General features: G+C 69.0%; 10 protein-coding genes. 2 read left to right on the forward strand and 8 right to left on the reverse strand.

Annotation, left to right across the window (positions count from 1 at the left end):
- Window positions 1-58 precede the first annotated feature (58 nt).
- The 5 genes from KGS77_RS21815 to KGS77_RS21835 form a co-directional block, all read right to left on the reverse strand.
- Window positions 59-247, reverse strand: a complete 189-nt coding sequence (locus KGS77_RS21815; protein WP_242584454.1) for a hypothetical protein — start codon at window positions 245-247, stop codon at window positions 59-61.
- Between the two features lie 5 nt (window positions 248-252).
- A complete protein-coding gene (locus KGS77_RS21820) occupies window positions 253-420 on the reverse strand; it encodes a hypothetical protein (RefSeq protein ID WP_242584456.1) in 168 nt (55 codons plus the stop codon).
- A gap of 958 nt (window positions 421-1378) precedes the next feature.
- Window positions 1379-2218 carry a DUF5753 domain-containing protein gene (locus KGS77_RS21825; RefSeq protein ID WP_277994253.1) on the reverse strand — a complete coding sequence of 280 codons (840 nt, stop codon included), beginning with the start codon at window positions 2216-2218 and terminating at the stop codon, window positions 1379-1381.
- A gap of 18 nt (window positions 2219-2236) precedes the next feature.
- A complete protein-coding gene (locus KGS77_RS21830; RefSeq protein WP_242584459.1) occupies window positions 2237-2764 on the reverse strand; it encodes a DUF6879 family protein in 528 nt (175 codons plus the stop codon).
- A 358-nt stretch (window positions 2765-3122) separates the two neighbouring features.
- Window positions 3123-4499 carry an LCP family protein gene (locus tag KGS77_RS21835; protein ID WP_242584461.1) on the reverse strand — a complete coding sequence of 459 codons (1377 nt, stop codon included), beginning with the start codon at window positions 4497-4499 and terminating at the stop codon, window positions 3123-3125.
- Window positions 4500-4749: 250 nt separating this feature from the next.
- On the opposite strand from KGS77_RS21835, the gene KGS77_RS21840 reads away from it, so the two are divergent.
- The gene (locus KGS77_RS21840) at window positions 4750-5304 is read left to right on the forward strand and encodes an acyl-CoA thioesterase (protein ID WP_242584471.1); all 555 of its coding nucleotides are present in this window, start codon (window positions 4750-4752) and stop codon (window positions 5302-5304) included.
- 73 nt (window positions 5305-5377) lie between these two features.
- Here the strand turns inward: KGS77_RS21840 and KGS77_RS21845 are convergent, their stop codons facing one another.
- On the reverse strand, window positions 5378-6847 hold the full coding sequence (locus KGS77_RS21845; RefSeq protein WP_242584473.1) for an LCP family protein: 1470 nt from the start codon (window positions 6845-6847) through the stop codon (window positions 5378-5380).
- Window positions 6848-7152: 305 nt separating this feature from the next.
- Here KGS77_RS21845 and KGS77_RS21850 point away from each other — a divergent pair, with 305 nt between their 5' ends.
- On the forward strand, window positions 7153-8199 hold the full coding sequence (locus tag KGS77_RS21850) for a glycosyltransferase family 2 protein (RefSeq protein WP_242584475.1): 1047 nt from the start codon (window positions 7153-7155) through the stop codon (window positions 8197-8199).
- A 191-nt stretch (window positions 8200-8390) separates the two neighbouring features.
- Here the strand turns inward: KGS77_RS21850 and KGS77_RS21855 are convergent, their stop codons facing one another.
- Together KGS77_RS21855 and KGS77_RS21860 are read right to left on the reverse strand one after the other, a co-directional pair.
- On the reverse strand, window positions 8391-10205 hold the full coding sequence (locus tag KGS77_RS21855) for an LCP family protein (protein ID WP_242584477.1): 1815 nt from the start codon (window positions 10203-10205) through the stop codon (window positions 8391-8393).
- 182 nt (window positions 10206-10387) lie between these two features.
- Window positions 10388-12205: an LCP family protein gene (locus KGS77_RS21860; protein WP_242584479.1), complete on the reverse strand. Its 1818-nt coding sequence runs from the start codon at window positions 12203-12205 to the stop codon at window positions 10388-10390.
- Between the last annotated feature and the right edge of the window lie 80 nt (window positions 12206-12285).

A 12285-nucleotide genomic window follows, 5' to 3' on the forward strand; every position in this document is an offset into this window, starting at 1 on the left:
GTTCGTACGGACTCCGCCAGGCGACTTCCGCCCGTCTTTCTGCTCGATCAGCCGAGACTCAGACCAGCGCGATACCGGCCTGGGCTTTGATGGTGTCCACGGCCTCCCCAGTAAGCCAGCGAAGGGGAACCACGGTCCACCTGCGGCCCTTGCGCATGACCACGGCGTGACCGTCCCTGGTGCGTCCGACATGAATGAACCCATGATCACGCCGCAGGCCTTCTGCCAGCTTCTCGCCGTGGATCACGGGCGCTACTTCCCTTCGCGGTCCTCGTCATCAGCCATGCTGCTGTGCACGTCCCCGTTCTGAGAGACGCGGGAGTCGGGATCGGTCGCCTGATCCCGGTTGGCCTGCGGATCCCAGTCGTCTTCGCTCTTCCGCCCATTCTTACGGTGCTCCTGCTTGTCGAACGTGATCACGGCACAGGGCGTACCTTCGCTTGCTCAGCGGTTCAGGTCCCGGAACTCTTCCAGCCTCCGCAACGCAGCGTTGAGCGTCGGCCGATGGCCCGGACAGGACCGCTCGGCGGGCAGTGCCCACACTTCCCAGCACGACATGCAGCGCATCACCCCGGCGTGCTCCGGATCAGGCTCCGCGCCACCACCGCACCGTGGACACCGCTGCATGACGACACCTCACACGGCCACGTCGAACTCTCCCAGCCTGGCACCGCTGAGGAAGTCGCTCCACTCCGTGGCCGTGAACGTCGTGCAACCCGCCCCGGCAGCTCGACCTGTCCGGGATTCCACCGCCGGGCGGGGCTCTACTCCGCGCGAACCACCATGGCGAACGAGGTGCGAATGCGCCGGAAACCGGCGTGACCGGACCGGCCCGTGTGGCTCATGCACTCCACGTCGACGGGCGCCGAGTCGTCGGCCGGAGCGGCTTTCCAGCCGCAGTGCAGACACTCGGCCTCGAATGTCACGTCTGTGTCAGGGTGCTCGGTGATCCTGTGCAGCACGTACCGCATGGCCGTTCTGATGCTCACAACCCACCCCTACGGCTTCGCGCGTTGGCCTCAGCGACTTTTGCCCACAATTCCTCATCCGGACGGCCGGCCGGGGGTTCGTAGTCCGGGCACTTCGGGCTGCCACACTGACACTTCGGCCACCGCAACCCGGACCCCGGCATCAAATCCGCGCCCTCCGGACCAGGATCGACCTTCTGCACCAGGAGAACGCCAGCAGCGCCAATAGCCCCGGAGAGACGGGACAGGAACCGCCGGGCCTCCTCACTGTCCGTACGGTCGGTCGCCCTACCGTCGCGCGCCTTGCCGTCGCTCACCATGGCTCGCCCTCTCCGGTGTCTTCGCTGTGACAAGGACGGTAGAAAAGGGGAGGACCAGGCAGGGCCGACGTTGCACGGTGTTGTACGCCTTCACCCCTCGGTGGCGTCGAGAGCCTTCCCGACCAGGGCTTTGGCCTTCGAGCCGTACACAGCGGCTCGTGCCATCTGAGCGAACGCCCTCAGGTACACGTCGATCTCCGCTCGGTTCGTCACCCGGACCATGGCCGTCAGGGTCTCCACCTGAACTTCGCGGTCATCGAACGCGTAGAAGGACTCAAGGGGCCATACCGGGCGGCGTGACATGTGGGGGAGGATCCCGAAAGCCAGGTTGGGGCGCCCGATGACGGATAGGAAGTGTTCCAGTTGCTCCGCATGCCACGGGTGGTCGGTCATCGGCATGTACAGGGCCGATTCTTCGATGAGAACGGACACTTGGTTGCCCCGGAGAGTGGCCGCCGAGCGCTCCAGGCGCGCCCGCACTGCGTCCTCAACATCGTCAGGAAGGCTCCTGAACCGACGGATCGTTCGGAGAATGCCCCGGGCGTACTCCTCCGTCTGAAGCATTCCGGGGAGGACTCCGGAGCTATACACGCGAAAGGAGCGCGTCTCCTGGTAGATGCTGCTGCGTTGGGCCTTGCCGAGGCCGCCCTTGAGGTACTGAGTCCACTGGACGTACAAGGTCTTGGCCGTGCGCGTGGTCTCTATCAGTGCTTCGGCTTCTTCGGGCTGTCCGCATGCCGTGCACCACGCGCGGATATCAGCAGGCTTCGGGATCGTCTTGCGGTTGATGATTCGATGCGTCTTGGAGCGGTCCCAGCCGCACAGAGCGGCCAGCCGGGCCCCCGATAGATCGGCGTCTTCCATCATGCGAGTAAGCCGGTCGGCAACTGCCTTATGGGCCTCTTCAGCAGTTGACAGAGGCGAAGTCATGGACTGGCCGCTGTTCTGTCAGACGTTGTACTCATCGTGCGGGACAGCTCGCTCCCAAACTGCCTCGAACATGTCAGCACATCGCGCTGCCACGCCTGCGTCTTCTGTGAACTCCGTGTGTACCCAACGGCCATCACCGTCAAAGACGTTGAACTGGACCAGCTTGCCGTCGAAAAGCCAGAAGTCGTTCCCCGGCAACAGCAGGTCGGATGCCTGTCTACGGGGCAGCCACCGGACTTCCTCCCCGCACGCGACGTTGCCATAGGTGACGTAATGCTCCCACTTGATGTAGTCCGAGACAGGCTCACCCACCACGCGCGCGCGGCGCACCACCACACCGTGAGCGGTCATGTCCTGGATGAGGCCGTGCCAGTCATCTCGCCACCATGACGAACGGTCGTCCCAGTTCTTCCGCTCCCCTGCCAGCCAGGCGTCGAAGGCAGGGTGTTCCCCGGGAACGGCGTATGCATCGCGGGTCTCAAGGTGCACTGCTGAGCGCTCACATTGGCGAAGCAGATTGGCGAACTCAGCCAGACTCTGCGACACGGATAGCCTCCCTGAGGAGTGGGATCATCCTTGGTTCCAGAACGATCAGCGTCTCATTCTCGGCTCGCGGTGAGTCAGCCATCGTCCGAGCCTGGACGTCGTCCCCGGCTCGCCGCCCCTGCACGAGTAGCCGCCGGTCGTCGTCCACCCAAACCGCCGGGCACCCGTTCACGTCGGACTCGGGATCTTTGCCGATGAAGGTGTAACCCATGGCGTGCCCTCCTACTGCGAGTGTTGCGCCGCGTTGCAGTCTGTTACATGACCCTCATCCTTCGGGATGGTCGAGTCAAGAGGGCAGGGGCGCCCCGGGGCGGAACACGCCCCGGGGCGGAAGGCGTCCGCGGAGGGGAGCCGGGGGCTACCGGTTGCCCTCGACTGTTACCTTCTCGTCGTTTTTGAGCTGTTGGACGAGTTGCTTGAGTTTGGGCTGGTCCCAGAGGAGGTTGCCGCCGCGGGTGCCGGAGATGGGCATGTTCATGGACTTGCCCTCGCCGCCGGTGACGCCCTTCATCGCGAAGAACATCTGGCCCAGGTCCCACAGGCTCATGTCCTTGTCGACGATGAGGGTGTCCAGGCCGGCGCCCATGGTCGGGTAGAGCTTGAAGGGGTTGAGGATCGTGCCGGGGGTGGCGGTCTGGCTCGCGAGGGCGGCGAGGAATTTCTGCTGGTTCTTCGTGCGGTCCAGGTCGCTGTTGGCAAAGGCGTAGCGGGTGCGGACGAAGGCCAGGGACTGTTCGCCGTTGAGGGTCTGCTTGCCCGCCTGGAAGTCGGCGCCGGACTTCTTGTCCTTGAACGCCTTGGGGATGTCGAGCTCTACGCCGCCGATCGCGTCCACGATGTTCGCGAAGCCGGCGAAGCCGATCTCCACGTAGTGGTCGATGTGCAGCTTGGTGTTGTACTCGATGGTACGGACCAGCAGCTCCGGGCCGTCCTCGGCGTAGGCCGCGTTGAGCTTGGTGTGCCGGCCGCGGCCCGGGTACTTCTTGCCGGACTTGGAGCCGACGAAGGAGGGGATCTCCACGTCCGAGTCGCGGGGCAGCGATATCAGGGTCGGGCCGTTGCTGCCGTCGTGCAGGATCATCATCGAGTCGGTGCGCTTGCCCTCGGCGGAGCCGGTGTGCAGCTTCTTCTTCTCGTCGTCCGACATGCCCTCGCGGCTGTCGGAACCCACGATCAGGTAGTTCGTGCCGTCGCCCGCCTCCGGGCGGTCGATGACCTTGCTCAGGTCCACCTCGCCGCGCAGCTTGCTGTCGGCCCAGAAGTACGTGGCGACCGTGGTCACCACCACGACGGTGACCACGGTCAGCGCGGTCAGCTTGATGCGGCGGCCCCAGTTGGGGGCCGGCCGGGAACCGCCGCCGGCCCGGCCGCCGCCACCGCCCGCGCCGTAGACCTGGCCGGTGTTGTAGCCGCTGTCGTAGCTGTTGTCGTAACCGTTGCCGTTGTGGTTGCCGTAGCCGTCGTCGGCGTACTGGTCGTAGCCCTGGGACTGCGGGGGAACGGTGGGCCGGCGCGGCGAGCCGTGGGGCGGCAGCGGCGGCTCGGGCTGCCACTGCCTGCCGGGCCCGGCGCCCTGTCCGGCGCCGGGTCCGGAACCGTAGCCGGCACCGGGGCCGGGGCCGCCGCCGCGCCGTACCTGCGGCATGGAGCGCGCGCCTTCCGGCTCGCCGCTGCTGCCGCGTCCGTACCGGTTGCTGTTGTCGCGGGACGACCGTCCGTCGGGCCACTCGTTCATGAAAAGAAGTGTGCCTGGCTTCCGGGGGCGCCTTACAGGGCGGGTACGGGATCGGATCGTCCCTGTTGCAGAGCTGATGCAAACCAGCGTGAGGGGAGGGGCGGAGGGAGGCATTCCGTGGAGGTGTTGCAGGTGTTGCGGGTGGGGAAGAGGGCGACGCTTGGGGGTGGGCGGGTGTGTGCATGCCATCACACACCTGTGGCCATGGCCCGGGGGAGAGGTGTACCGGGCCCTGCATAAAGTGGGGCCCATGAGCGATCTCGTCACCAGTGATGCGCAGGACGACCCTCCCGGCAAGCCCACCTCCCTCTCGCGTACCACGCTCAGCCACATCATGACGGCGAGCGACACCAATCTGCTGGGCACGGTCCACGGTGGCGTGATCATGAAGCTCGTCGACGACGCGGCGGGCGCGGTGGCCGGACGGCATTCCGGCGGCCCCGCGGTCACCGCCTCCATGGACGAGATGGTGTTCCTGGAGCCGGTCCGGGTCGGCGACCTCGTACACGTCCGCGCCCAGTGCAACTGGACCGGACGCTCCTCGATGGAGATCGGCGTACGGGTCCTGGCCGAGCGCTGGAACGAGTCCACCCCGGCCACCCAGGTCGGCTCGGCCTACCTCGTCTTCGCGGCCGTCGACGAGAACGGCAAGCCGCGCCGGGTGCCGCCGGTCGTCCCGGAGACCGAGCGCGACAAGCGCCGCTATCAGGAGGCGCAGATCCGGCGTACGCACCGGCTCGCCCGGCGCCGTGCGATCAAGGAGCTGCGCGAGCGCCGCGCCGCCGAGGGCCTGGACGACGCGTAGGGGAGCGGTCGGCAGCGGTCACGGGCGCACAGCGGTTACGGGCGCACAGCGGTCACGGGCACGCAGTGGTTGGTTACGGGCACAGTGCCTCGTCGCCCGTGATCGTGGTGAAGTCGTCCGGCGCCTGGGTGCCGTCGTCCGCCCGTACCCGGTGCACCTCCCCCTGCTTCTCGCCCACCGTCACCCGCATCAGCGCCCCCTGGCCCGGTACCGGCCGCAGCTCCGCGCCGGGCAGGGCGGCGGCCAGGGTGCGTACCGAGCGGTCCCATCCCGGGTCGTAGGTGATCACGGTCCGCGGCTCGTGCACGGCGGCGTTGCCGGGGGACCCGGTGGTCGCGAAGCCGGTGGCGCTCAGCGCCTTGTCCACCGAGCTGCCCAGGCCACTGCGCCCGGTGCCGTTGTCCACCTGCACCCGGACCGAGTGCGGCGGTACGTCCACAAGCGTGGCCCGGTGGTGGCGGCCCTTGCCCCGGTGCAGGGCCAGCGGCCGGTCCTCGCGGACGGACCGGAACAGCGCGGCGGCCTTGGCCTGGTTCCACCGCACCGTCGAGCCGACGCCGGGCACCTCGTAGTCGACGTCGCCGATCGGTACGGAGGTGAATTCGGAGGAGGCTGGGGTGAAGCCGCGCATCGCCTGTCCCAGGGCCAGCATCTCGCCGGCGCCGAAGCCCTCGTCGGCCCGTACGGACTCCAGCAGCGCGGAGGTGACCTCCTTGAACCTGACCGGGTTCATCAGGACGCCGGAGCTGGTGATCCGGTGGATGAGCGCGGCCAGGAACCGCTGCTGGCGGCGCATCCGGCCGATGTCGGCGGCGCCGTCCACATGGCGGGAGCGCACGTACTGCAGGGCCTGGCCGCCGTTGAGCCGGGTGGTGCCGACGGGCAGGTCCAGCCCGGTGTAGCTGTCCCGCAAGGGGCGGCTCGTGCAGATCCGTACGCCGCCGACCGCGTCCACGGTCTTCATGAAGCTGGTGAAGTCCACTTCCAGGTAGTGGTCGATGTGCACGCCTGTCATGTGCTCGACCGTCCGTACGGTCAGGGCGGGGCCGCCCTCCGCGTACGCCGCGTTGATCTTCAGCGGGTGGGCGCCGTGCCGTTCGCCGGTGGTCTGGTCGACGTGCTCCGGCGCCTCGGCGTAGGAGTCCCGGGGCAGGCTGATCACACCGGCCCGCTCCCGGTCGCCGGAGAGGTGCACCAGCATGATCGTGTCGGTGCAGTGACAGGGCTCGCCGCCCAGGTGGTACGTCCGCTTCTCCCGCGGCGTCAGCTTGTCCCGCCCGTCCGTGCCCACGACCAGGAAGTTCCGGCCGTCACCGTCGTCGTGCGGCCGGTTGCTCATGCCCTTGAACGGGTCGACCCGCTCGATGCCGTCCTCCACGCCGACGAGCATGGCGCGCCCGGCGCCGCCCGCGGCCAGCACCAGCAGGGACACGCAGGTGGTGGCCCGCAGTCCCCAGCGCGGGCGCCGTGCCCGGCGGTGTCTGCGGCGGCCGGCGCGGCGGGGGGTGGCGCGGTCGGAGGGGGACGGGGACGGCTCGGTCACTGGGGGCACCTCCGCGGCGGGACACCGGGGACCGGATCGGAAGGATCGGACGGATCGGCTGGGCCGGACGGACATGGTGAATCACGGCGATTCGGACTCAAAGTGACATTGCAGACCGGGCTGGCTCACCGTAGGCCCATACGATCGGCTGTAAAGCGCCACACGCCGGGCGGCGGCCCCAGGGCCACCCGGCTGCCGTCGGCCGCCGTCCCCCGTACGCGGTAACGTGACCGGCGATATCGCAGCCTTCCGGGGACGCCTTTCCCCCGCTCATGGCGGGGTGCCCCCAGAACCCCCGAGGAACCATGCCCCAGCAGAAGCCCCCGGCCGTCTCCGTGATCATGCCGGTGCTCAATGAGGAACGTCATCTGCGCGACTCGGTACGGCACATCCTTGAGCAGGAGTACGCCGGCGAGATGGAGGTGGTGATCGCCCTCGGCCCCTCCACGGACCGCACGGACGAGATCGCCGCCGAACTCGTCGCGGAGACCGCCTCGAACGAACGGGCACGGGTGTTCACCGTGCCGAACCCCACCGGCCGTACGCCCGCCGCGCTCAACGCGGCCATCAAGGCGTCCCGGCACCCCATCGTGGTCCGGGTCGACGGCCACGGCATGCTCTCACTGAACTACATCGCCACCGCCGTACGCCTCCTGGAGGAGACCGGCGCGCAGAACGTCGGCGGCATCATGCACGCCGAGGGTGAGAACGCCTGGGAGGAGGCCGTCGCGGCGGCCATGACCTCCCGGATCGGCGTGGGCAACGCGGCCTTCCACACCGGTGGAGCGGCGGGCGAGGCCGACACCGTCTACCTCGGCGTCTTCCGGCGCGAGGCGCTGGAACAACAGGGCGGTTACAACGAGGAGTTCATCCGCGCCCAGGACTGGGAGCTGAACTTCCGCATCCGTGAGGCCGGCGGACTGATCTGGTTCTCGCCCGAGCTGAAGGTGCAGTACCGGCCGCGGCCCAGCGTGCGCGCGCTCGCCAAGCAGTACAAGGACTACGGGCGCTGGCGGCATGTCGTCGCCCGCTACCACTCCGGCTCGATCAACGCCCGCTACCTCGCGCCGCCGACCGCGCTGTGCGCCATCGCGGCGGGCACGGCCATCGGCGCGACCGTGAACCGCTGGGGCTTCGCCGTCCCGGCGGCCTACCTGGCCGCGATAGTGGCGGGCTCGGTCCCGGCGGGCAAGGGACTCCCGCTGAAGTCCCGCGCCCAGATCCCGGTCGCCCTCGCCACCATGCACATGTCCTGGGGCTGGGGCTTCCTGACCAGCCCCCGCTCCCTGGCCCGCAAGGTCATCGCCAGCCGCCGCCCGGCGGTGCGGGCCCCGGGCACGCGGGCCGAGTGAGCCGGGCCGGGCGCGGGTAGCGGGCCGTACGCGGCACGTCTGCGCAGCAGGGCACAGGCGACAGGCCGTACGCGACAGGCCGTACGTGGCCGGCCCCGCCGAACGCCCGGGACCGGCGGACCCGCCGTCTTCGGCAGGCCCGCCGGTCCCGGGCAGAAACGATTGGGCACCGCAGGACGGGCGCCCGCGCGCTAGAAGGTGTAGGCCGGGTTCACCTTCATGCACGCCTTCTTGTCCTCGCCGTTGAGGGCATCGGCGCTGGCCGGGGCCTTGTTCTCGGGCTTCTTGGGCGCGGGCCTGGAATAGGCCGTGCCGGTGCGCCAGTCGTTGCCGACGACCAGGCGGATGTGGCCGGCCGAGGAGGATTCCTTGACCGCGTCCTTGGGCAGGCCGAGTTCCTTGGCCAGGGCCAGGGCGTCGCCGCGCTGCTTCTTGTCCGGGTAGGTGATGGTGGTGTCGGCCTGGGTGGTCAGCTTGCGGTCGGTGCTCGCGGCCGAGAAGCCGAGGGACACGAGCTGCTGCTGGACCGCGCTCGCGCGGCCCTTGACCGGGCCCTGGACCGTGCTGTTGGTGCCGTTCTGGACGATGACGTCCAGCTTGTCCTTGGGGGTCGTGGGCTTCGGGTCGGCGGCGGGTTTCTTCTTGCGGTCCTTGCCGTCCAGCGCGGTGTCGTTGCGCAGGAGGGAGAAGGTCTGCTCCGCGTCGCCGGGCTTGGGGAGCACGTACCGCTCGCCCGGCCCGTACACCCACGGCATCGTGACCATCGTGATCCGCTTGGTCGGCACCCGCTGGAGGTCGCTCGCCAGGTCGTAGAGCTTCTTCACGGTGCCCAGGTCCTTGTCCACGGTCAGGGCCTTGGTCGCGGCCTCGGCCAGGTCCTGCAACTGGCCGGGGTTGGTGAGCTTGGTGCCGGCCTTGAGCTCACGGACCATCGAGTTCATGTACATGTGCTGGGCCTTGGCCCGGCCTATGTCGGTGTTGTCCTCGAAGCCGTAGCGGGTGCGCAGCCACTGGAGGGCCTGGACGCCCTTGACCGAGTGGGTGCCCTTGGTGAGCTTCAGTCCGCTGCCGTGGCCCTTGCGGTCGCGCGAGTAGATGTTCCTGTCGACGCATACGGGGACGCCGCCGACCGCGTCGGCCATGTCCACCACACCGGAGAAGTCGACCATCATGAAGTGGTCGATGTAGATGCCGGTGAGCTCCTTCCAGGTGGCGACCGTGCAGCCGGGGCCGCCGTGCTGGAGCGACTCGTTGATGGGCCCGGTGGTCTGCGGGTAGACCTTGCCGTCCTTGGGGTCGGTGCACTTGGGGATCGGTACGCGGGTGTCGCGCGGGACCGAGATGACCGACATGTTGCTGCGGTCGGCCGAGACGTGCAGCAGCATCTGTACGTCGGCGAGCGGCTTGCGGTCCGCGTCCTGGCGGGCGCCGCCCAGCTCGATGTTCTTCGCGCTGTTCCGCCCGTCCGAGCCGAGCAGCAGGATGTTCATCGGGGTCTGTCCGAAGGCGTTGGGCTCCGGCTTCTTCAGCCCGCCGTCGCCGAGGTCCAGGTCCTCCTTGCGGAGGTTGCTGTTGAGGTGCTCGTAGTAGAGGTATCCGGCGCCGGCCGTCCCGACTATGACGACGGCGAGCGTGATGGCGCCCCACTTCAGGGCGCGGCGGCCCTTGCGGGGCGGGCGCTGACGGGAACGCCGCCGGGCGCCTCTGCCCGAGGACCCGCCGTCGCCGCCGTCGGACGGCCCGCCGCCCGCATCCGCGTCCGGGCCCGTGCCCGTACCTGTGCCCGCGCCCGTACCTGTGTCTGCCTGCGCTTTCGTGCCGAACCAGTCGTCAGCGGCCCCCGAAGCGCCCGAAGCGCCCGAAGCACCGGGAGCTCCGGGAGCGCCCGGGGCGCCGGGGCCTCCGGAGGCGCCGCCCTTGTCGTAAAGGCTGTCGTCCCAGCCCAGATCCTGGGCCTGGGGCCGACGTCGACGTGGTCTGTCACCACGCACACTGCTCTGCCGCATTGGGCTCTCCCCGTCAGTCGGTGGTGTACTCGGCGGCCTCGCAGGGCGGCCGGCTCGCGCTCGGTACGGTGGTTCGGGACGTGCTTGTTTTGCTGGGCACAGATGCTCTTGCTCTACTTGCTGTACTTGCTCGGTCTACTGGGGTTGGTCTGCCGGTGCCGTTCGTCCGGCTTGCCGCCGCTCTACTTGGCACAGATGTTCTTGTCGTCGGCATTGACGTGCTGCACCCCGCTCGGGGTCTCGGTCGGCGCCGCGATCGGTACGCCCGGCGCCTTGAAGTCCTTGCCGAGGACGAGCTTCATCGGCACCCGGGGCCCGGCGGCACCGGCGGTCTGCTTCAGCGCGCTCTTGGGCAGGCCCATCCATTCGGCCAGCGTGGCGGCCTGATCGGCCTGGTTGGCGGCGTACTCCAGGCGGGTCGCGGCGAGCTTGACGGTGGCGTTGCCGGCGTTGGTGGACAGCTTCGCGGCCTTGCCGTTCTGCAGCCAGTCCACGGTCAACTGGGCGGCGCCGATCGGCCCGCCTCCGTTGCTGACGTCGACCCGTACCTTGTCCGCGGGCGCCTTCGGCACCGCCTTGCCGTCCTTGCCGCCCTTCCCCTTGGCCTTCTTGCCCTTGCCCTTGGCCAGGGAGTGGTCGGCCTTGATCATCCGGAACAGCGGCTCGGCCTTGGCCTGGTTCAGGATGACGGTCGCCTTGTCCTTGGGGTTGTCCAGCACGGGCACGGTGGCGAAGGTGATCTTCTTGATGTCGACCCGGCTGAGGTCCTTGGCCAGGTCCATCAGCTTCTTCGCGCTGCCGATACCGGTGTCGACGGTCAGCGCCTTGGTCGCGGCGTTGCTCAGCTTCCACAGCTTGCCGAGGTCGGTGAGGGTGTCGTCGGACTTCATCTTGCGCACCATCGAGCTGAGGAACTGCTGCTGGAGCTCGATACGGCTCAGGTCGCTGCCGGTGCCGACGGCGTGCCGGGTCCGTACGAACGCCAGTGCCTGCTCGCCCTTGACGATGTGCTTGCCCCGCTTGAGCTTCAGGTGCGACTTGGGGTCGTCGATGTCCTTGGCCGCACACACCTCGACGCCGTCCACCGCCTCCGACAGCTCCTTGACCGCGTTGAAGTCGGCCATCATGAAGTGGTTGATCTCCAGGCCGGTCAGCTTCTCCACGGTGCGCCAGGTGCAGCCGGGGTCGCGGTTGTCCTGGCCCAGGCTGGTGTTGAAGCGGACGCCCTGACGGCCCGGGATGGTCTTGGTGGAGCCGTCCGCCTGCTTGGTCGGGCAGTCCGGGATGTCGGTGATCATGTCGCGGGGGATGCTCAGGGCGGTGGCGTTGGTGCGGTCCCGGGAGACGTGCATCAGGATCGTGGTGTCGGCGTGGCCGACGCTGCCGGCGTCCCCGTACCCCTGGTTTCCCTTGCCCTTCCGGGCGTCCGTACCGATGATCAGGATGTTGACCGGGCCGTCGGTGACCGCGTCGTTCTCCTCGCCGACGTCCACCTTGGAGATGTTGCCGTTGAGGTGCTGGTAGACGAAGTACAGCCCGCCGCAGCCCACGACGAGCACAAAGCCGAGCGTGCCGGCGGTCCAGTAGAGCGCCTTCTTCTTGCCGGACTTCTTCGGCTTGGGCTTGCGGCGGCTGGTGGGGCCGCGCGGCGGGCCGTCGCCGGAGCCGCGGGCGGCGTCGGCCGGGCCGCCAGGGGCCGACGGGCGGCGCGCGGCCCGGCGGTTGCGCTGGACCGGCAGCTCACGGGTGTCGGTGTCCTGGACCGGCTCCCGGGCGGGTGCCCGGCCGCTGCCCGGCGCGTCCCCCGCGCCGGGGGACGGGGGTCCCGTACGGCCCGAGGACGGGGACCGGGGCGGGGCCGGCTGGGACGGCCGGGCCGGCTGGGGCGCCGGATGACCGGCGGGGTCCAGCCGCAGCTCGTAATTGCCGGTGTCCGGGTTGAACACCCACTGATCGGCGGGATCGATCTCGTCCCCTCGCCCACGGCCTTGCGCATCCACGGTGCCTTGAGTCCTCCGTCGGTGCCACGCGGCGCCTCCCCCTCAAGGCGCTCGGTCGGTCGATTGTGCAATGCGCGGTC

Source organism: Streptomyces sp. MST-110588 (genome assembly GCF_022695595.1).
In the GTDB taxonomy this organism is placed as follows: Bacteria; Actinomycetota; Actinomycetes; order Streptomycetales; family Streptomycetaceae; genus Streptomyces.